19 protein-coding genes are annotated in these 19,588 nt (G+C 65.4%); 15 read left to right on the forward strand and 4 right to left on the reverse strand.

The genetic code is table 11. The features are described 5' to 3' along the window. Positions 1 to 5 precede the first annotated feature (5 nt). Genes L5G32_RS07735 through L5G32_RS07750 form a run of 4 tightly spaced genes read left to right on the forward strand, consistent with a single transcriptional unit; the run spans position 6 to position 4,653 of the window. Positions 6 to 2,051: an ATP-binding protein gene (locus tag L5G32_RS07735; RefSeq protein WP_237010448.1), complete on the forward strand. Its 2,046-nt coding sequence runs from the start codon at positions 6 to 8 to the stop codon at positions 2,049 to 2,051. 12 nt (positions 2,052 to 2,063) lie between these two features. After that, positions 2,064 to 3,221 carry an acyl-CoA dehydrogenase family protein gene (locus L5G32_RS07740; protein WP_237010449.1) on the forward strand — a complete coding sequence of 386 codons (1,158 nt, stop codon included), beginning with the start codon at positions 2,064 to 2,066 and terminating at the stop codon, positions 3,219 to 3,221. Between the two features lie 35 nt (positions 3,222 to 3,256). Continuing rightward, entirely contained in the window at positions 3,257 to 4,051 is a 795-nt protein-coding gene (locus tag L5G32_RS07745; protein WP_237010450.1) for an enoyl-CoA hydratase family protein, read from the forward strand. Further along, complete coding sequence (locus L5G32_RS07750) at positions 4,048 to 4,653, forward strand: TetR/AcrR family transcriptional regulator (protein ID WP_237010451.1); 606 nt, start codon at positions 4,048 to 4,050, stop codon at positions 4,651 to 4,653. The genes L5G32_RS07745 and L5G32_RS07750 overlap by 4 nt, the downstream gene beginning before the upstream one ends. 5 nt (positions 4,654 to 4,658) lie before the next feature. On the opposite strand, the gene L5G32_RS07755 is transcribed toward L5G32_RS07750, so the two are convergent. From L5G32_RS07755 to L5G32_RS07765, 3 genes are all read right to left on the reverse strand, one after another. After that, positions 4,659 to 5,399 (reverse strand): FadR/GntR family transcriptional regulator, encoded by a 741-nt coding sequence (locus L5G32_RS07755; protein WP_237010452.1) that lies wholly within the window; start codon positions 5,397 to 5,399, stop codon positions 4,659 to 4,661. A 257-nt stretch (positions 5,400 to 5,656) separates the two neighbouring features. Beyond that, on the reverse strand, positions 5,657 to 5,959 hold the full coding sequence (locus L5G32_RS07760) for an EthD family reductase (RefSeq protein WP_237010453.1): 303 nt from the start codon (positions 5,957 to 5,959) through the stop codon (positions 5,657 to 5,659). 14 nt (positions 5,960 to 5,973) lie between these two features. Beyond that, positions 5,974 to 6,891: an alpha/beta hydrolase gene (locus tag L5G32_RS07765; protein WP_237010454.1), complete on the reverse strand. Its 918-nt coding sequence runs from the start codon at positions 6,889 to 6,891 to the stop codon at positions 5,974 to 5,976. A 170-nt stretch (positions 6,892 to 7,061) separates the two neighbouring features. On the opposite strand from L5G32_RS07765, the gene L5G32_RS07770 reads away from it, so the two are divergent. Further along, positions 7,062 to 7,958 carry an SMP-30/gluconolactonase/LRE family protein gene (locus L5G32_RS07770; protein ID WP_237010455.1) on the forward strand — a complete coding sequence of 299 codons (897 nt, stop codon included), beginning with the start codon at positions 7,062 to 7,064 and terminating at the stop codon, positions 7,956 to 7,958. A gap of 48 nt (positions 7,959 to 8,006) precedes the next feature. On the opposite strand, the gene L5G32_RS07775 is transcribed toward L5G32_RS07770, so the two are convergent. Beyond that, a complete protein-coding gene (locus tag L5G32_RS07775; RefSeq protein WP_237010456.1) occupies positions 8,007 to 9,278 on the reverse strand; it encodes an MFS transporter in 1,272 nt (423 codons plus the stop codon). 148 nt (positions 9,279 to 9,426) lie between these two features. Here L5G32_RS07775 and L5G32_RS07780 point away from each other — a divergent pair, with 148 nt between their 5' ends. The 10 genes from L5G32_RS07780 (at position 9,427) to L5G32_RS07825 (ending at position 19,576) form a co-directional block, all read left to right on the forward strand. Further along, positions 9,427 to 10,548 (forward strand): NDMA-dependent alcohol dehydrogenase, encoded by a 1,122-nt coding sequence (locus tag L5G32_RS07780; protein ID WP_237010457.1) that lies wholly within the window; start codon positions 9,427 to 9,429, stop codon positions 10,546 to 10,548. 29 nt (positions 10,549 to 10,577) lie between these two features. Then, positions 10,578 to 11,000, forward strand: a complete 423-nt coding sequence (locus L5G32_RS07785) for a nuclear transport factor 2 family protein (protein WP_237010458.1) — start codon at positions 10,578 to 10,580, stop codon at positions 10,998 to 11,000. A 131-nt stretch (positions 11,001 to 11,131) separates the two neighbouring features. Then, complete coding sequence (locus L5G32_RS07790) at positions 11,132 to 12,868, forward strand: FAD-dependent oxidoreductase (RefSeq protein WP_237010459.1); 1,737 nt, start codon at positions 11,132 to 11,134, stop codon at positions 12,866 to 12,868. 46 nt (positions 12,869 to 12,914) lie between these two features. Then, positions 12,915 to 13,751: a mycofactocin-coupled SDR family oxidoreductase gene (locus L5G32_RS07795; protein ID WP_237010460.1), complete on the forward strand. Its 837-nt coding sequence runs from the start codon at positions 12,915 to 12,917 to the stop codon at positions 13,749 to 13,751. 142 nt (positions 13,752 to 13,893) lie between these two features. After that, on the forward strand, positions 13,894 to 15,057 hold the full coding sequence (locus tag L5G32_RS07800) for an ABC transporter substrate-binding protein (protein ID WP_237010461.1): 1,164 nt from the start codon (positions 13,894 to 13,896) through the stop codon (positions 15,055 to 15,057). Positions 15,058 to 15,118: 61 nt separating this feature from the next. After that, positions 15,119 to 16,279, forward strand: coding sequence for an ABC transporter substrate-binding protein (locus L5G32_RS07805; protein ID WP_237010462.1), 1,161 nt, complete (start codon positions 15,119 to 15,121; stop codon positions 16,277 to 16,279). Between the two features lie 64 nt (positions 16,280 to 16,343). Beyond that, the gene (locus L5G32_RS07810) at positions 16,344 to 17,228 is read left to right on the forward strand and encodes a branched-chain amino acid ABC transporter permease (protein ID WP_237010463.1); all 885 of its coding nucleotides are present in this window, start codon (positions 16,344 to 16,346) and stop codon (positions 17,226 to 17,228) included. Further along, positions 17,225 to 18,127, forward strand: a complete 903-nt coding sequence (locus tag L5G32_RS07815; protein WP_237010464.1) for a branched-chain amino acid ABC transporter permease — start codon at positions 17,225 to 17,227, stop codon at positions 18,125 to 18,127. The genes L5G32_RS07810 and L5G32_RS07815 overlap by 4 nt, the downstream gene beginning before the upstream one ends. Continuing rightward, positions 18,124 to 18,873, forward strand: coding sequence for an ABC transporter ATP-binding protein (locus L5G32_RS07820; protein WP_237010465.1), 750 nt, complete (start codon positions 18,124 to 18,126; stop codon positions 18,871 to 18,873). The genes L5G32_RS07815 and L5G32_RS07820 overlap by 4 nt, the downstream gene beginning before the upstream one ends. Further along, entirely contained in the window at positions 18,866 to 19,576 is a 711-nt protein-coding gene (locus L5G32_RS07825) for an ABC transporter ATP-binding protein (protein WP_237010466.1), read from the forward strand. Before L5G32_RS07820 ends, L5G32_RS07825 begins: the two co-directional genes overlap by 8 nt. The last annotated feature ends 12 nt before the right edge of the window (positions 19,577 to 19,588 follow it).

Consider the following 19,588-nt stretch of genomic DNA (forward strand, 5'->3'; position numbering starts at 1 on the left):
ACTTCATGACTAAGACCATCACGTCCGTTCTGGTAGCCAACCGCGGCGAGATCGCCTGCCGGGTGTTCACCACGTGCAAGGCCATGGGGTTGGGCACGGTGGCTGTGTACTCCGACCCGGACGCTGACGCACCTCATGTGCGGATGGCCGATTCGGCTGTCGCGCTTCGCGGTTCGACATCGGCCCAGACCTATCTCCGGCCCGAGAAGATCATCGCGGCAGCCCGGGCCGCCGGCGCCGACGCCATCCACCCCGGTTACGGGTTCCTCTCGGAGAACGCCGATTTCGCGCGGGCCGTGGTCGCTGCCGGTCTGGTGTGGATCGGCCCGCCCGCGGACGCGATCACGGCCATGGGCTCCAAGGTCAACGCCAAAGAACTGATGGCGAAGGCCGGAGTTCCCGTCCTCACCGACATCGATCCGGACGCAGTGACGGAGTCGGATCTGCCGCTGCTCATCAAGGCGTCGGCGGGCGGCGGAGGACGCGGTATGCGGGTGGTCCGCGAACTCGCCGAACTCGGTGACGCGGTCGCGGCGGCCAGACGAGAAGCCGAGTCGGCCTTCGGGGACCCGACAGTGTTCTGCGAGCCGTACATCGAGCGCGGCCATCACATCGAGGTACAGGTGATGGCCGACGAGCACGGTGTCGTGTGGGCCGTCGGCGAACGCGAATGCTCCATTCAGCGCCGTCACCAGAAGGTGATCGAGGAAGCTCCGGCTCCGCTCGTGGAACGCATCGGTCCGAATATGCGTGAGCGTCTGTACGACGCTGCGCGCCAAGCAGTCTCGTCGATCGGCTATCGAGGTGCCGGGACGGTCGAGTTCTTAGCCGACGCCGGGAGCGGAGCGAGCGGGTCGAATGATGCCGACGCCGGGAGCGGAGCGAGCGGGTCGAATGATGCCGACGCCGGCAAGTTCTTCTTTCTCGAGACGAATACGCGTCTGCAGGTTGAGCATCCGGTCACGGAGTTGACCACGGGCATCGACCTCGTCGCATGGCAGATCCGTGTCGCCGAAGGTGAGGCGCTGCCGGTCGAGGAGCCGGTGGCGAGCGGCCATTCGATCGAGGTCCGCTTGTATGCGGAGGATCCGGCCAACGACTGGCAGCCTCAGTCGGGCACGGTCACCGCCTTCGATCTCCCGGCCGACGCGCATTTCGAATCGCTCGCGCGTCCCGGCATCCGGGTCGACGCCGGTATCGCTGCGGGCAGCGAGATCTCCACGTTCTACGATCCGATGCTCGCCAAGGTCATCTCGTGGGCGCCGACCCGCGACCGGGCGGCGGCGATGCTGGCCCGGACACTGGCCGACGCGAAGATTCACGGACTGGTGACCAACCGGGACATGCTGGTGCGCACGTTGCGCGACGAGACGTTCTTGTCCGGCGACACCGATACCGCGTATCTCGACACCGTCGGACTGGACGTCCTCGCCGCGCCGCTCGCTTCGGCGGGCGACGTCGAGGCGGCGGCCGTCGCGGCTGCGCTCGCTCAGTCTGCGGCGAACCGGTCGGCGGCGCGAGTGGCCGGTTCGTTGCCGTCGGGCTGGCGGAACATCGCGTCCGGTTATCAGCAGAAGACGTACACGACCGCGGCGGGTGACGAGGTCGTGGCGCGTTACCGGATCGGCCGCGCCGGGATCGAACTCCCCGATCTGGACGACGCAGTGGTCTGCTCGGTCGCCGCGGAGGAGGTCGTCATGGCGACCGCCGGAGTGACCAGACGGTACGCGGTGACGGCGGCGGAGAACGGGGCCGTGAACGTCGACTGGCCAGGCGCGTCGGTCGCGTTCACGCGGGTTCCGCGCTACATCGATCCGGCAGCACAGACGCGGCCAGGATCACTGCTCGCGCCGATGCCTGGTTCGGTGATCCGAGTCGCGGCAGCCGAAGGCGACACCGTCACAGCTGGCCAGCCATTGTTGTGGCTGGAGGCGATGAAGATGGAGCACACCATCAGCGCACCGTCGGACGGCGTCGTGTCTGTGGTCGCTGTCGAAGCCGGCCGCCAAGTATCCGTCGGCGACGTCCTCGCCGTCATCACCGACCTATAGATGGGAAACACCATGACTTTCACCGAGACTGAAGAACGCACGGCACTCCGCGAGGCCGTCCGCGGGCTGGCGAACAAGTACGGCCAGCAGTACTTCCTGGACTGCGCGAACTCCGACAGGAAGACCGACGAGATGTGGAAGGAGGCCGGTGAACTCGGTTTCATCGGCGTCAACCTGCCCGAGGAGTACGGCGGGGGCGGAGCGGGCATGTACGAACTGGCGATCGTCATGGAGGAGATCGCGGCGGCCGGAACAGGTCTGCTCATGCTCGTCGTCTCGCCCGCGATCTGCGGCAACATCATCGCCAAGTTCGGCACCGACGAGCAGAAACAGCGGTGGATTCCGGGCCTGGCCGACGGCAGTGTCACCATGGCGTTCGGGATCACCGAACCCGACGCCGGATCGAACTCGCACAACATCACGACCACCGCGCGCCGCGACGGCGACGAGTGGATCGTGTCCGGTCAGAAGGTCTTCATCTCGGGAGTCGATCAGGCACAGGCCGTGTTGATCGTCGCGCGCACCGAAGACTCCAAGACGGGGCGCCTCAAGCCCGCGCTGTTCATCGTGCCGACCGACGCGCCTGGCTTCAGTCACACGATGATCGACATGGACCTGAAGAATCCCGAGAAGCAGTTCACCCTGTTCCTCGACGATGTCAGGCTCTCTGCCGATGCACTCATCGGGTCCGAGGACGCCGCCCTGAGTCAGTTGTTCGCAGGCCTCAACCCGGAGCGGATCATGGCGTCGGCGTCGGCCGTCGGCATGGGACGATTCGCGCTCGAGAAGGCCGTGGCCTACGCGAACGACCGCACCGTGTGGAAGGCTCCGATCGGCTCGCATCAGGCGATCGCGCATCCGCTCGCGCAGTGCAAGATCGAGTTGGAGATGGCCAAGCTGATGATGCAGAAGGCCGCGACGCTGTACGACGACGGTGACGAGTGGGGCGCTGCCGAGCCGGCCAACATGGCCAAGTACGCGGCGGGCGAAGCCTGCGTGAAGACCGTGGATCAGGCGGTGCAGACGCTCGGTGGAAACGGACTGACAGTGGAATACGGTGTGGCAGCAATGGTTCCGCTGTCGCGGCTGACCCGAATCGCACCGGTGAGTCGCGAGATGATCCTCAACTTCGTCGCACAGACGAGCTTGGGGTTGCCGAAGTCGTACTGATGGGGCTCGATCAGCGAGAAGGAAGGGAAGGCGCCGTGACGGAGACACTCGTCCGGACTGAGGTCGCCTCAGCCATTGCGACGATCACCCTCGACTCACCGGGGAACCGGAATGCGTTGAGTTCGGTGCTGGTCGCACAGCTGCGGCAGGCGCTGGCGGAGGCTGCGGCCGACGCGTCGGTCCGCGCTGTCGTGCTCACCCACACGGGCGGCACATTCTGTGCGGGCGGAGACCTGAAGGAGGCCCTCGGTCGTGGTCTCTCGCCGGAGGAGGCGACGGCCGAGGGCACCAGGGCGATGACGGACCTGATGGGCGCGATGCTCGAGACGGCGAAGCCGATCGTGACCGTCGTCGACGGTCATGTGCGGGCAGGCGGGTTCGGTCTGCTCGGCGCTGCGGACATCGCGCTCGCCGGACCGAACGCGACGTTCGCGCTCACTGAGTCGCGACTGGGGCTGGCCCCGTCGATGATCTCCCTCGTGCTGTTGCCGAAGATGTCGGCGCGAGCCTCAGGCCGCTATTTCCTCACCGGCGAGACCTTCTCGGCTGCCAACGCCGAGGAGTCCGGCATCGTCAGCCGTGCAGTCGATTCCGCCGACGACCTCGCCGACGAACTCGAACGTGTCTGCGAGGGGATTCGGAAGGCGTCGCCTCAGGGGCTGGCGGCCTCGAAGGCGTTGACCGCCGCGGGTGTCCTCGCCGATTTTCGGTCCAGTGCGGATGCCCGTGCCGCTGAGTCGGCAGCGTTGTTCGCTTCCGATGACGCACGCGAAGGCATGACGGCGTTCCTGTCGAAACGACGTCCGTCGTGGGATGCGAGTGCGTCGTGAACCTGCCGAATCGTGAACCCCAGCAGGACCGTTCTCGGCTGACGCGCGAGCGGCTGCTGGCGTCGACGGTGGACATCCTCGCTGATCAGGGATGGGCGGCGGCCACGGTCGCTCGCGTCGCCGAAGCGGCCGGTGTCTCGCGCGGCGCCGCCCAGCATCACTTTCCGACACGGGAAGCGCTGATCACCGCGGCGCTCGATCAGATGTTCACCGATCTGACAGCGCTCGCAGCTGACGACGCGGCCGACCTGCCGCCGGGACCCGAGCGGATCCGGGTCGTCGTCGAGCACGCTGTCGACATCTATGTGGGCCGGAACTTCCGGGCGGCACTGCAGGTGTGGGCTGCCGCAGCGTCCGACGCCGCGCTCCGCGAACAGATCTTGCCGCTGGAGGCCAAGTTCGCACGGGCCGCGCACACCAGGACGCTCGCCGGCCTCGATCCCGAGGGGACCGACCCGAACGCGTTCCGCCTCGCGCAGGCCACGCTCGACCTCGCGCGCGGTCTCGGTCTGGCCGGGACGTTGTCGGACGACTCACGCCGTCGCGCACAGGTCGTCGGGACCTGGGTGGAGCAGGTGACGGCTGCGCTGGGGCGTGCCTGACCGGCCTACAGGTCGCGATCCCAGCGGACGACGGATCCGATGATGTCGGGGAACTTCTTCTCCGCGTACTTGAGATAGTCGTCGATGTGCTCGCTCATCGCGACCATCGAGGCTCCGGCGTCGCGGTTGCTCATCGCGGTGAAGATCGATTCGTGCGCGGCGAGGGTCGCCTTCCTGCGGGCCTGCGGAAAGTCCATACCGACGATCGTGCTGTTGGTGACCTCCAGCAGCGAATCCGCGAGATACCCGAGCAACGGATTGTCCGTCGACCACGCGATAATGTCGTGGAATTCCTTGTTGGCCTCCAAGAAGGCGCGTCGGTCACTCTTGAGCGCCGCCGCCATCTGCTCGACCGTTGCGCCGACCTCGGCCAGCCGTTCGTCGGAGATATTGGCCGCCGCCAACTGGGTGATGACCGGCTCGATGGACAGGCGCGCCTCGAAGATCGATCGCAGCGGAGCGTTCCGCAACTGCATCAGCAGGACGAACGCGCCCGACAAGAATGCGCCGCTCGGCTTTTGGAGGACTGGCCCGCCTCGCGGGCCGGGCTTCATGACGACGACGCCCTGGAATTCGAGCAAGCGCAGTGCCTCGCGAAGGGTGCCGCGTCCGATCTGGTACTTCTCGACCATGATCTTCTCTGAGGGCAGAAGATCGCCGGGCGCAAGACCGGCATCGAGCGCTTCCTGCACGATCCGCTGGCTCACCACCACCGCAGCCTTCGGCGACCGTGTCGGTCCCGTCACCTGTGGACTCCGACCGTCGAACGCTCGAACCTACTGGTGTGCACTCGATTGCCCCCTCTGACCGACAGGTCCGCACCGCACAGCCTGCGGAGCGGACGAAACATGACAGACATCACGGTACTACGTGGTAACTCTCGAGTCCGACGCCGTGGTCACGCGACGACGCCGGCCGACTACTGATCTGATCTGAACTCAGTAGTCGGCCGGTTCTGGGAGGGAGTCGCTGCTGCCGGAATGGATCCGATCGCGCAGGGAGGTCAGGCAGCGTTCACCTCGTGCATGTCGACCACGGCGCCCGCACCCGCGAAGTTGGCCATGTCGGCGGTGCCCGCCTGCCCTTCGGACGAGGACAGGCCTGCGATCGCAGCCTCCTTCGAGTCGAATGTCAGGACGCCGACGACGAAGTGCTCGGGTGTGGTCCCGTCGAGGGTCTCGCAGACGCCCCATTCGAACTTCGCGCCGGGCATCGTCGCGGTCAGCGGAGCATGGACCGTGCGGTAGTGCTCGAGGAACTGCTCGGGATTCTCAGGATGGTTGTAGCTGACAGTTACACGGAACACGATTGCGTCCTCTCTTACAGCGAATCGAGGTGGGCGGACACGGTGTCGCAGACGTACGCGATGCCGGCGGCAGACCCGGGAAGGATGTTGACGAACTGGAAGAACCCGTGCATCTGGCCGCTGAACGTGCGCGCCTGAACGGGTACGCCTGCCGCTTCGAGCTTGGCGGCGTACGCCTCACACTCACCGCGGAGCACATCGTGTTCGGCGATCACGATGACGGCGGGCGGCGTGCCCGCGACGTCGCCCTGCAGCGGGGAGACGTTCGGATTCGAGCGAGTGGTCGGATCCGGGGTGTACAGCTCCCAGAACCAGTCCATCGCCTTCTTGTCGAGCATCAACTGGTTGGCCGGATCGAGGTAGGTCGCGTTCTCGGTGTCACTGTCGGCGACCGGATAGACGAGTGCCTGGAATGAGACGTCGGGGCCGCCTTCGCGTACCGCCTGTTGTGCGACGACCGCCGCGAGGTTGCCGCCAGAACTGTCACCGCCGACGATGAGCGGGAGCCCGGCGAAACGCTCAGCGGTCCACGTGAGGACGTCCCACGCGTCATTCGCTGCGGTGGGGTAGACGTTCTCGGGTGCGAGGCGGTAGTCGGGGAGCACCACTGTGCACCCGGTGCCTGCTGCGAGTTGGCGTGCAAGCGTGTCGAACTGGTCAGGGCTGCCGACCACCCATCCGCCGCCGTGGTAGTAGACCAGCACGCCGCGTGGGTTCTCGGAGGGTGCGAGGACACGCACCGGGATCTGATGGCCATCGCCCGCCGCGACAGTCAGGTTCTCGACTGACGCCATGTCGGGGCCTGGGCCGTACAGTTCGATGAAGCCGTCGTTCATCGCGCGGACTTCGTCCGGTGTCATCTCGTACAGGGGCTTGCCGCCGCCCTCGGCCGCTTGCGCGAGGAATGCTGCGGTCGCTTCGTCCAAACTCATCTGAGCTCGCCTTCTCGTCGATCGACTGGGAGGGTATTCATGCACATCATAAGTATGAAACGCGAGAGTGTCAACGATCACATGTGAGATTGTGGAGTGACTGAGACTATGTGCATGATTACCGTAGGTCGGCCCCTTCGTGGGGCCGTGAACGCTAGTGAGGAGAAATGATGACGAACGAGTCCTCGGTCACGACCGTGCTGGACGGACGTGCCTTTCTCGAGTGCCCACGGTGGCGCGAGGGCCGGCTCTGGGTCTCCGACCTGTACGCCCACGAGGTGCTCTCGATCGGCGACGGCGACGATGTGCGTCTCGAGGTGACGATGGACGATCAGCCGTCGGGGCTCGGGTGGCTGCCGGACGGTCGACTGCTGATCGTGTCCATGGTCGACGGGAGGATTCTCGTCCGCGACGACGTGAATGATCCGAGTTCGGTGTCCGAGCACGCCGACGTCTCGCAGCTCGCGACCGGCAAGCTCAACGACATGACCGTGGACGAACGCGGCCACGCGTTCATCTCGACGTTCGGTTTCGAGTTCCGTTCCCGCTCATACGTGGAGTCGGCGGTGCTGCTCCACGTGGCTCCGGACGGGTCGTCGCGAGTCGCTGCCGACGACCTGCTCTTCCCGAACGGCTCGGTGATTCTGGGTTCGCCCGACGACGACGTCCGCACGTTCGTCGTCGCTGAGAGCATGGGGAACCGACTCACCGCCTTCGATCTCGACCAGGCCGGAACATTGACCCGCAGACGGGTCTGGGCAGCGTTCGGTCCGGAGGTTCCGCGGACCTCGGTGCGTGATGCAATGGCGGCTTCTCAGGTCGCTCCGGACGGCATCTGCATCGGTGACGCCGGCACGATCTGGGTCGCTGATGCGCTCAACCAGCGGGTCGTTCGCGTCGCCGAAGGTGGCGAAATCCTCGACGAGAAGCGTTTCGACACAGGGGTATTCGCGTGCGCTGTCGGCGGGGCCAACGGCGACATCTTGTACGGGTGCGCCGCACCGTCGTCATCGGAGCATCAGCGTCGAGACACCCGTGACGCTAGTCTGCTCGCTACCCGGATCTGATTGCAGGCGAGTCTGACCGGCCGCGCGCTCGTCACCGAGTGCGGCCGGTCAGTCGGGCCATCTGCCGTAGCCGAGGGTGATCGTGGCGATGCTCATCGCGACGAAGACGACGGCCGCGAATCCGAGACCGGCGACCATTCCGGCTGCGCTCACGATCGAGCCGGTGGACACGGCGAGAACGCTGGTGAACCCGTAGGCGATCGACGCGTACTGCGATGCGATACGTCCCTGATCGACCGGTTTCAGCGAGGCGGTCACGATCCGCAGCCCGCTCGCATAGGCGAAGCCCTGTCCTACGCCCCACACCACACAGCCTGCGAGGATCGTCGGCAGGCTGGTGGTCCAGACGCCGACGAAGCACAGGACTGCGCCTGCCCCGATCGCACTCGCACTCAGGGGTGGCCGCAGAGATCTGACGATTCGAGGCGCGATACAGGCGACTCCGATGAGCACGATCGGGCCGAGTGAGGTCATGATGATCGACCCGGATCCCGTCATGTCGGTGACGACTGTGGGGAGTAGTCCGACGACGACCCCGCCGATGGCCCACCCTGCGGTCCCGAGTGCGAATCCCGCGAGTCGGACGCGCGGTGGGTGCGGCTGAGGCGCGCGAGCGCCCGTCGTCGGGAGTCCGGCAGGCTCGACCACGTCGGCTGTCACCGGTTCGTCGTCGGGGCGGCCTCGGATGAGGAGGGCGACGGCACTCCTTGCTCTTGCGTGAGTCGCCGCCAGCGCGACGATCGCGGACGCCAACAGCGCGAGGTGGAAGTAGTAGACGGTCGTCGTCGGGCCGGGCAGCGTGTCGGCCACGACGGCTGCGAGGAGGAGTCCGAGGAAGGATCCGAGCAGCGTCCCAGTCGCGGCGATAGCGCGCCCGCGTTCACCCCGGGTCGCGAGGACGATGGTCGCGGCCGCGCCGGTTCCCAACCCGACGGAGATGCCGACGAGGACGCGGCCCGCGAACAGCCAGGCGACGGAGTGGTTGCCTACGAGCAAGGCGACGTCACCGAGGAAACACACGGCGACGGCGATCGGGAGCATTCGGGTGGCGTACGCGGGCAGCCGCGTGCGGGCCACGACGGTGAACGTCGCGACGAGCCCGACCAGGTACGCGGCGAACAGCGCGGTGACTGTGAAGGCGCTCAGGTCGAGTTGGTCGCGGTAGATCGGGAGCAGAGGGCCGGGGACGTTCGAACCGACGATGAGAAGGCAGAAGGCGACAGTCGCGGCAGCTCCGTACGTCGATGCCGAGCGGCTCTTGGGTGATCCGGATGCTTCGTAAACCGCTCTCACCTGCGTGGAACCTGAACTCTCAGTCATCCTTGGATGATTCTTGGCTAGTCACTCTTTACTTCTATCATGATAATGGTTAGCGTGATTAGCATCACGAGACGGCAATCACGTGATGCCTGTGCAGTGGCATACATCGCGCCGGGAATCGGCGACGAGCGACTCTGAGGAGAACTTGATGAAGACAATGGGTGCGCTGATCTGGGAGCCCGGAACTCGATCGGGCTGGAGCGTCGAAGAGATCGAGATCGATGCTCCGAAGAGCCGAGAAGTGAAGGTGAAGCTCGCGGCATCAGGAATCTGTCACAGTGACGACCACGTCGACACCGGTGACATCCCGCTCGACTGGGCGCCGATCATCGGCGGTCACGAGGGCGCGGGCATCATCGAAGAAGTCGGTCCGCACGTCACCGACTTCGAGGTCGGGGACCATGTGGTCCTGTCGTTCATGCCGGCCTGCGGGCACTGCGAGAAGTGCAACGTCGGTCTGACCAACCTGTGCACGATGGGCGCAGGTGTTCTCGGCGGATACGCGCCCGACGGCACCTACCGCGTCCATGCTCGGGGTCAAGGCGTCGGACCGTTCTCGTACCTCGGAACGTTCTCGCCGTACGTCGTGGTCAACATCGACTCGTGCGTGAAGATCGGCAAGGACATTCCGCTGGACAAAGCGGCGCTCATCGGCTGCGGCGTGCCGACCGGATGGGGTTCGTCGGTCTATGCCGCGGACGTTCAACTCGGTGAGACGGTCGTCGTCATCGGCACCGGCGGCGTCGGCATGAACGCGGTGCAGGGAGCCCTGCACAAGGGTGCGAAGACGATCATCGCGGTCGACCCGATCGAGTACAAACGCGATCAGGCCAAGAAGTTCGGCGCCACCCACACGGCGAACAACCTGGAACAGGCCGCCGAGATGGTCTCCGACATCACCAACGGGCAAGGGGCGGACAAGGTACTCATCACCGTCGACGTCGCCTACGGCGAACTGCTCAATCCGGCGCAGGAGATGGTGTGCCGCGGCGGGACCCTGGTGCTCACGTCGGCCGCGCCGGTCACCCAGCGCGACGTCCCCTTCGACCTGTTCACATTCGCAATGAGCGGCAAGCGACTGCAAGGCACACTGTACGGCTCGACCAACGCCCGCCGTGACATCCCGCTGATCGCCGACATGTACCGCCGCGGCGAGTTCAAGCTCGACGAACTGGTCACCAAGACCTACGAACTCGAGCAGATCAACGAGGCCGTCGCCGACATGCGGGAGGGCAAGAACATCCGCGGCGTCATCATGTACGACCTGTGATCCGACCGCGATCACCTGAAAGGACAGACATGCGAGCAGACGACATCAACGACATCGTGCGTGCCACCAATCTGTACGCGCGCGGTCTCGATCTCGCCGACCCGGACGAAGCCTCATCGGCCTTCGCTTCGGACAGTGTGTGGGACGCGACGGCCGTCGGACTGGAGCGTTACGAAGGATACGACGCCATCCACGCGTTCTTCGTCGCCGACGCGGCGGCAGTGGCACGTGGCGCGCACATCTTGACCAACCACATCGTCGACTTCGACGACGACGATCACGCACACGGTACGAACTACGTGTTCGCGGAGGCCGAGATGAACAATGGCGCCGCGATCAAGGCGATCGCACTCAACCGTGACAAGTACATCCGCACGTCAGATGGCTGGAAGATCTCTGAACGTGTCATCACTCCGATGACCACTCCCCAGATGGACGGCTTCGAAGTCTGATCGTCGTCACTGCCTGACCAACTGCTCGGTGAGCGTCTCCTCTGTCTGTTCCGGACCGAGGGGTCGCTCACCGCTGCTTTGTGGGCCAGGTGGAGAGCGAGGCGACTGGACCTGATCAGGAGGAATAGACAATGGGAACAACTGAAGCGGGCACAACTGAACCGGACAACACGGGACCGGACAACACGGGACCGATCATCGTGGTCGGCGGCGGGCTCTCGGGCCTGGCGACGGCATTGACGAGCGCGACGAACGGGCGCGCGGCCATCGTCCTCGAAGCGGCGGAGCTCGTCGGCGGAGCGGCGGCCTACTCGGGCGGACAGATCTGGTGCGGCGCCAACCACGTCGCCCGCCGCGAAGGCGTCACCGACGATTCGCTCGAACTCACCGAGACCTACATCCGTGACGTCGCACGGCATCTCGCTCCCGAGGTGCTCGACGAGGCCGCGTTGACGAGGTGGCTGCAGACCTCGCCGGGAGCGATCGAGTACTTCGAGGAGCTCGGCGCGATCCGCTGGACGATGATTCCCGGGCTCGCCGACTATCACAACGAGGCCGACGGGGCGCTGCCGCAGGGGCGGTATCTCACCAACGAGGTGATCGATGGATCGGTCCTCGGGGAGTGGCGGGACAAACTGCGGTACAGCCCGTACTTCCCGGTCGGCACGACCTATCGCGAGTTGCTGGAGAAGGGGCGACGAGCGACCTACGTCGACGACGAGGGGCGTGAGGCCGAGTCTGCGAAACACTCGCACGCCGGACTTCCCGCGTTCGGCCTCGCCGACGACAACGGGTTCGACGGTCCGGCCGACGGCGATCCGCTGACGTACGGCACGGGAGTGGTCGCGTCGTTCCTGCGGCGAGTCCTCGCCGAGCTGGCTATCGATATCCGGCTGGAGCATCGCGTCACCGCACTCCTGCAAGACGATGACGGCGCAGTCACCGGCGTGCGCGCGCAGAGCCCCGACGGCGAGGTCACGCTTCGCGGCCCCGTCGTGCTCGCGACCAGCACGTACGACTGGGATCCGGAAGCCGTCTCGGACATCCTGGGACTCGACTCCGAGGACTGGGGTTCGGTTGCGCCGGAGTCGATCCGCGGTGACGGACTCCGCCTCGCACAGTCAGTCGGCGGAGAACTCGCACGGATTCCCGCGAACGCGACCCCGATCCTGCCCGGCTGGCGGTCGCAGGTCGGAACCGGCTTCGGCTACGGCCCGGAGTACGCGATGCCGCACTCGATGATCGTCGACCGGACCGGACGTCGATACTGCAACGACTCGTACTGGGTCGACATCTGCCGCAAGACCTTGGATCCCGGCGACCGTCACCTGCCCTTCTTCCTGATCTGGGACGACCAGCACCGCCGCAAGTACGGCCTGGCCGCGACGCCGCCCGGCGGCGACTATCCGGAGGGGTGGGTGCAGGAGGGCGCGACGCTCGCCGAACTCGGCGAGCAACTCGGCATCGACGGTGTGGAACTGGCGAAGACTGCGCAGCGGTTCAGCGGATTCGCTCGCGACGGCGCCGATCCGGACTTCGGTCGCGGCAGTGTCGACTACGTCAACCGGTTCGCGGGCGATCCGGACAACACGCCGTCGCCGGTCCTCGGCCCCATCGAACAGGCGCCGTTCTTCGGGATCCGCCTGCGCTTCGTCGGCACCGGGATCGGAACCTCCGGCGTGCACATCGACGGTGACGGCCGGGTGCTCGACGGCGCAGATACGCCGATCCGCGGACTGTACGCCGCGGGCTCTGTCGCGGCGTTGACCACGACGGGCACCGCGTACAACTCCGGCATCGCGCTGGGGCGAGGTATCACGCTCGCCTATCTGATCGGACACGAGCTCGCGGGTGCGCCGATCTCTTGACCACGCGGGTCGAACGTCGACCCGAACACCGAATGGAGGATTGATTATGGGAAATCGCATGCAAGGCAAGGTCGCTTTCATCACGGGTGTCGCGCGCGGACAGGGACGCAGTCACGCGGTGCGCCTGGCAGAGGAAGGCGCGGACATCGTCGGTGTCGACATCTGCGCCGACATCGACTCGGTGTCGACGTACTCGCTCGCGACGCCTGAGGACCTCGACGAGACGCGACGTCTCGTCGAGAAGACGGGCCGTCGAATGGTCGCCGAGGTCGCCGATGTCCGTGACTTCGATGCGCTGCAGTCAGCGTTCACGGCCGGGCTCGAGGAGTTCGGCCACGTCGACACGGTGGTCGCGAACGCGGGCATCGCATCGTTCGCCAAATCGTGGGAGCTGACCGCCGACGAGTGGCGGGACATGATCGACGTGAACCTGACGGGTGTGTTCCACACGGCCAAGGTCGCGATCGAACCGATGATCGCCGCGGGCAACGGCGGCTCGATGGTGTTCACGTCGTCGATCGGCGGACTGAAGGGGATTCAGAACGTCGCGCATTACGTCTCGGCCAAGCACGGCATCGTCGGTCTGATGCGGAACCTGGCGAACGAGCTCGCGCCGTACGGGATCCGAGTCAACACCGTGCATCCGACGAACGTCGACACGACGATGATCCACAACCCGGGCACATACGCGATGTTCGCTCCGGACGTCACCGAGCCGACGGTCGACGACGTGCGTGAGGGCTTCGTCTCGCTCAACGCGTTGCAGGTGCCGTGGGTCGAGTCGATGGACATCAGCAACGCAGTGCTGTTCCTGTCGAGCGACGAGGCCCGGTACGTGACCGGGGTGCCCTTCCCGGTGGATGCGGGAGCGGCCGTCCGATAAGTGGGTGACCGTTGACACAGTGGTGATAATCATATTTACTATGATCATGGAATAGCGACGCTCCCTCGGATCGTCACCTCCTGTCCCGGTCGGCCTGTCGGCGCCGACCCCTCGATTCCGGACACGTTGAAAAGGAACCTCGATGATGAAGATCAGAACGACGAAGACTGCGTTGACCGCGGTGGTCGCGGTCGCTGTGCTCACAGTGAGTGCGTGCGGCGGAGGCGGGGGAGGCGCTCAGCAGAGCGGGCAGGGGATCGCCGAGAACATCACGATCGCGGCAGTCAACGACCAGACCGGCCCGGTGGCCTACGCGGGTGTCGGCGCCAGCAAGGGCGCCGAGCTGGCGATCGAGCAGATCAACGATCAGGGCTTCCTCGGTGACGGGGTGACTATGTCGCTCGAGCAGGTCGACACCGCGGGCGAGATCGACCGCGCGGTGAGCGAGATGACGAAGACCATGGGCAACGGCGAGGTCTCCGCGGTCCTCGGTCCGACAATGGCCCAGCAGGCCGCGGCGGTCGCCCCGCTGGTCGGTCAGCGAAAGGTGCCGACCGTGTTCACGCAGTCGGGCGCCGAGGGGGTCGTCGTCAACGACTACACCTTCCGAGCGACGGCTCCGATGGAGAGTTACTACGACATCGCGGCGAAGTGGCTCAGCGAGAACGGCCATAAGGACGTCTCGGTGATCTACAACGCGACCTATCCGACGTTCGCGAACCTCGGCAAGACTGTGTTCCCGAAGGAGGCCGCGGCGGCGGGCGTCAAGATCGGTCAGTCACTCGAAGTGCAGTCGACGACTCAGGACTTCACCGGCCAGGCGCAACAGATCGCTCAGGCGAACCCGCCGGCGGTGGTCATGATGCTGATCGCGTCCCAGGCCGTGACCTTCATGAAGCAGTTGCGTCAGGCCGGCTACCAGGGACAGATCGTCGGCACGTCGGTGCAGGGATCGGGCAACGCCGCGTCCGCGGGCGCCGCGGCCGACGGTCTCGTCTACCCCGTCGACTTCTCGGCGGCGATGGACGGCGACACCTCGAAGGAGTTCACGAAGGCGTTCACCGACAAGTTCGGCGAGTCTCCGGATACCTACGCGGCTGAGGGCTTCGACGCGATCTGGTGGATCGCGCGCGGAATCAAGGCATCGAACGACTCGTCGCGCGATGGCGTTCAGAAGGGCCTCGCACAGGTCGCAGGCGAAGGATTCACCGGAGCGATGGGCGACCTGACGTTCGACGGCAACGACATGCGGGTGACCGGTGCGATGGTCGAGTGGCGTGGCGGCGAGGAATCGCTCGTCAACTGAGTCGCATCTCCGAGCACGACGAATACGTTCGGTCCAATATCACGAGAGATGTGTGGCACCAGTGAAGCATGTACGAACAGGAATTGCGCTCACCGCTATCGCCATGTCGAGTCTTCTCGCCGTGACCGCATGCGGTCAGGGGCGAGGCGGAGCTCAACAGAGCGGCCAGGGCATAGCGAAAGAGATCACCGTCGCGGCGGTCAATGACCAGAGCGGTCCGGTCGGCTACGCGGGCATCAGTGCGAGTCAGGGTGCGCGGCTGGCCGTCGAGCAGATCAACGACCAGGGTTACCTCGGCGACGGTGTGGTCATCGACCTCGCGCAATCCGATCCTGCGGGAGAGATCGAGCGCGCCGTCAGTGACATGACGAAGGCGATGGCGGACAACGACGTGTCCGCGATCCTCGGGCCCACACTCGGCCAGCAGGCCGCCGCGGTCGCTCCGCTCGTCAACCAGCGCAAGGTGCCGACCGTGTTCACCCAATCCGGTTCGCCGGGCGTCGTCACCGGCGACTACACGTTCCGGGCCACCGCTCCGATGGAGACTTACTACAGTGCCGGCGACAAATGGCTGGCCGAGAACGACTTCACGAAGCTGTCCCTGATCTACAACGGCACGTTGCCCACGTATGCCAGTCTCGTCGAGGACGTCATCACACCCGATCAGAAGAAGTACGGGCTGTCGATCGATCAGCGAGTCGAAGTGCAGTCGACGACCCTCGACTTCACCAGTCAGGCGCAGCGGATCGCGGCAGCGAAGCCACAGGCGGTCGTCATGCTCCTCACGGCGCCGCAGTCGGTCACCTTCATGAAGCAACTGCGACAGGCCGGATACACCGGACAGGTATTGGGTTCCACCAACCAGAGCGCAGGAATGATCGCTCCTGCTGGTCCGGCTGCCGACGGCCTCGTCTACCCGGTCGACTTCTCGGCATCGATGGACACCCCCGAGTCGAAGGCCTTCGTGGACGCGTTCGCCAAAGAGTACGGCGAGGCTCCCGATCCGTACGCCGCCGAAGGCTTCGACGCGCTCTGGTGGATCGCGCGCGGAATCAAGGCATCGAACGACTCCTCGCGTGACGGCGTTCAGAAGGGTCTCGCACAGGTCGCGTCACAAGGGTTCGCAGGCGCGATGGGCGACATCACCTTCGACGGAAACGACATGCGTGTTCCGGGTGTGGTCGTCAAGTGGCAGGACGGAAAGGAACACCTCCTCCGATGAACGAGATCGGCCGGGCACCGGACACAGTCTGTCGACACGCAGACGTACACAGAGGAAGTCCGACATGCAGGAAATTCTGAACGCAGCGACGCTGGGGTCGGTGTACCTCTTGTTCGCACTCGGCATGGCGCTGGCGTGGGGCACCATCGGGATCCTGAATTTCGCACACGGTGCGACATTCGTGTTCTCGGTGCTCGTGGCGCACATCGTCACGAAAGAAGTGGCTCTGCCTCTCCCGGTGATCCTGATCATCGCGATCGCCGTCGGTGCGGCACTGTCGCTGCTCACGCAGTTGTTGGTGTTCCAGAAGATCGTGGGCGACGGGACCAACCACCGGACGACCGAGCTCCGGATCATCATCGCAGGCATCGGCGTCTCGTCGATCCCGATCGCGATCGCCCAACGAGTCAGCGGCTCGAGTCCGTTCGGATTCGACACCGGCTATGAGGCGTCGGTCTACGAGTTCGCGGGCCTGCGTCTGACCACGACGACCGTCATCATCCTGATCGCCGCGATCGGCATCGGCGTCGGGCTCACGGTGTGGCTCCGGAAGTCCCGGCAGGGTCTGGCCTTGCGGGCGATCGGTGTCGACCAGGAGACCAGCGAGGGCATGGGTGTCAACCGTGGGGCGCTGGCGCTGGGAACCATGGCTGTCGCGGGTGGCCTCGCCGGTCTCGCCGGAGCCCTTCTGACCCTGCAACTCGGGGCGATCGCCCCCGAATCGGGAGATCCGTTGCTGATCAAGGCGTTCGCGATCATCGTCCTCGGCGGTCTCGGATCGATGGGCGGCGCGGTCCTCGGCGCCTACATCCTGGCGGCCGCGGAGACGCTGATGATCCAGTTCGAACTCGGAACCTGGGTGGACGCGGTGTCATTCGGACTGATCTTCCTGGTGCTCCTGTTCCGACCTCAGGGCATCTTCGGAACCAAGGAAGTGAGACGCACATGAGCGACTGGTACTACTCCAACACGGTTCTGCTCCAGCAGACGCTCACGACCCTGCTGATGGCACTGAGCATCCAGATTCCGATGCGCATGGGAGTGTTCTCGTTCGCAGGCATCGGTGCATTCGGAATCGGCGGCTACACCGCGGCCGCCGCGATGCTCCACCTCGGATGGGGTACCTTCCCCTCGATCGTCCTCGGGATGGTGATTCCCGGCGTGGTCGTCTATCTGCTCGGCCTGATCATTCACAAGCTGAACGGTCTGTACCTGGGCATGGCGACTATCGCATTCACCCTGATCGTGGCCGTGGTGGCAGTCAACGGCGGCGAGCTCACGGGCGGAGCTGCCGGACTGTTCGGCGCTCTCGGTGACCTGACCTTCGAGTCGATCCTCGTCGTCACGATCCTCGTCATCGCGATTGCTCAGCTCACCGAGTCGCGTGGTCTCGGCCGTCGGATCGACGCAGTGCGCGAAGACCCGGAACTCGCGAACGCGATGGGAATCAACGTCGCGCGATACCGGAAACTCAGCTTCCTGGCGTCGGGTCTCGTCGGCGGCCTTGCGGGCGGCATTACCACCCTGCTGCGGAGCACGATCACCCCTGCCGAAGTGAACTTCCATCTCGTCGTCTTGGCGTTGACGGTGATCGTCGTCGGCGGCACGCGATCGTGGTTCGGCGTGGTCATCGGATCGGTCGTGTTCGTCTGGCTCCCGACACTCGTCTCGTTCGTCAGCGAATGGGAGGAGTTCATCTACGGAGTCATCGTGGTGCTTGCGGCTCTGTTCCTGCCGAACGGCGTCCTGGGTGTCCTCCGCGACCTGTGGCATCGGATTCGAACGCGGGACGTGCGCGATACCGGAGTCGAGCCCGTCCGACCCGATATGACGAAGGTGGAGTCATGACCAGCAGCGACAATCGACCGCCGCTCCTCGAACTGACCGACATCGCAGTGCATTTCGGCGGAGTCAAAGCCGTCGACGGGGTGTCGATCAGTCTCGATCAGGGACGCATCTACGGGATCATGGGCTCGAACGGATCCGGGAAGTCGACGCTTCTGGGCGCGATCACCCGGCTCAATCCGCTGACCCGCGGGCAGATGAGGTTCGACGGTGAGGACTTCACCAAGGTGCGGCCCCATCAGGTGGCTCACCTGGGGGTGGCCCGGACTTTCCAGACGGTGCGTCTCATCGACGACCGCACAGTCCGCGACAACGTCCAGCTCGGCGTGGACACCGCATTGCGCAGCAGGAGACGTGAGCTCATGTCGTCGGTCGACGAGGTCATGGAGCGCGTCGGCGTCACAGCGGTGCAGCGGATGCGGCCGAGCGAACTGTCGTACGGCATGCAGCGCCGGGTCGAGATCGCTCGCGCGATCGTGAGCAGACCCCGACTGCTGTTGCTCGACGAGCCGACGGCGGGCATGAACACCGACGAGCGTGACGAGGTCAGCGAACTCATGCGCACCCTGCAGCAGGAGGGACTCACTCAGCTCCTCGTCGAGCACGACGTTCAGATGATGGTCGATGTCTGCGACTACCTCTTCGGTATGAACCAGGGAGAACTGATCGCGCAGGGCGAGCCGGAGGCCGTCGTCGCTGACGAGGCTGTCCGCGAGTCCTATCTCGGAAAGCAGGCCAAGGATGCTTGAGGTCAACGATCTGCATGTCAGCTACGGCGCGGTCAACGCCGTTCAAGGAGTCTCGCTCCGGGCGGAGGTCGGGGAGGTCACCCTGGTGCTCGGAGCCAACGGCGCCGGGAAGTCGACGACCCTGCGTGCAGTCGCCGGATATCACAAGCCCAAGGCCGGATCCGTGCTCGTCGACGGGGCAGATCTGACAGGCAGTCGTGCGCACAAGATGGTGCGCAACCGATTGGTGTTGGTCCCGGAAGGCCGTCGCGTCTTCGCCACGCTCACCGTCGAAGAGAACCTTCGAATCGGCGGCTACCGCGCGTCGCGTGCGGAGGTCGAGGCGACGATGGCCGAAGTCTACGAGCAGTTCCCGATCCTCTCCGACCGCAAGGGGCAGCAGGCAGGTCTGCTCAGCGGCGGCGAACAGCAGATGCTCGCGTTCGGGCGAGCGGTGATGTCGCAGCCCACAGTGATTCTGATGGACGAGCCGTCGATGGGACTGGCACCGACGATGGTCGACTCGGTGATGACGAAGGTCCGCGAGATCGCCGACCGGGGCATCGCCGTGCTGATCGTCGAGCAGAATGCCGACGCCGGACTCCGCGTCGCCGATCAGGTCTCCGTCATCACCCGAGGGAAGACCGTCTGGACCGGTGCCGCGGCAGACGCAGACACGGCGGCGGTGCACGCGGTCCTGGGGGAGACAGCACTCGAGAAGTAGGGCATCGACGTC

This window comes from Gordonia zhenghanii (assembly GCF_021738965.1).
GTDB lineage: Bacteria > Actinomycetota > Actinomycetes > Mycobacteriales > Mycobacteriaceae > Gordonia > Gordonia zhenghanii.

Excerpts from the sequence above, each read along its gene's own strand:
- L5G32_RS07740 (WP_237010449.1), top strand. The coding sequence starts at position 2,064 with ATGACTTTCACCGAGACTGAAGAACGCACGGCACTCCGCGAGGCCGTC.
- L5G32_RS07825 (WP_237010466.1), top strand. The coding sequence starts at position 18,866 with ATGCTTGAGGTCAACGATCTGCATGTCAGCTACGGCGCGGTCAACGCC.
- L5G32_RS07775 (WP_237010456.1), bottom strand. The coding sequence starts at position 9,278 with ATGACTGAGAGTTCAGGTTCCACGCAGGTGAGAGCGGTTTACGAAGCA.
- L5G32_RS07815 (WP_237010464.1), top strand. The coding sequence starts at position 17,225 with ATGAGCGACTGGTACTACTCCAACACGGTTCTGCTCCAGCAGACGCTC.
- L5G32_RS07790 (WP_237010459.1), top strand. The coding sequence starts at position 11,132 with ATGGGAACAACTGAAGCGGGCACAACTGAACCGGACAACACGGGACCG.
- L5G32_RS07780 (WP_237010457.1), top strand. The coding sequence starts at position 9,427 with ATGAAGACAATGGGTGCGCTGATCTGGGAGCCCGGAACTCGATCGGGC.
- L5G32_RS07770 (WP_237010455.1), top strand. The coding sequence starts at position 7,062 with ATGACGAACGAGTCCTCGGTCACGACCGTGCTGGACGGACGTGCCTTT.
- L5G32_RS07820 (WP_237010465.1), top strand. The coding sequence starts at position 18,124 with ATGACCAGCAGCGACAATCGACCGCCGCTCCTCGAACTGACCGACATC.
- L5G32_RS07765 (WP_237010454.1), bottom strand. The coding sequence starts at position 6,891 with ATGAGTTTGGACGAAGCGACCGCAGCATTCCTCGCGCAAGCGGCCGAG.
- L5G32_RS07795 (WP_237010460.1), top strand. The coding sequence starts at position 12,915 with ATGGGAAATCGCATGCAAGGCAAGGTCGCTTTCATCACGGGTGTCGCG.
- L5G32_RS07735 (WP_237010448.1), top strand. The coding sequence starts at position 6 with ATGACTAAGACCATCACGTCCGTTCTGGTAGCCAACCGCGGCGAGATC.
- L5G32_RS07785 (WP_237010458.1), top strand. The coding sequence starts at position 10,578 with ATGCGAGCAGACGACATCAACGACATCGTGCGTGCCACCAATCTGTAC.
- L5G32_RS07810 (WP_237010463.1), top strand. The coding sequence starts at position 16,344 with ATGCAGGAAATTCTGAACGCAGCGACGCTGGGGTCGGTGTACCTCTTG.
- L5G32_RS07800 (WP_237010461.1), top strand. The coding sequence starts at position 13,894 with ATGATGAAGATCAGAACGACGAAGACTGCGTTGACCGCGGTGGTCGCG.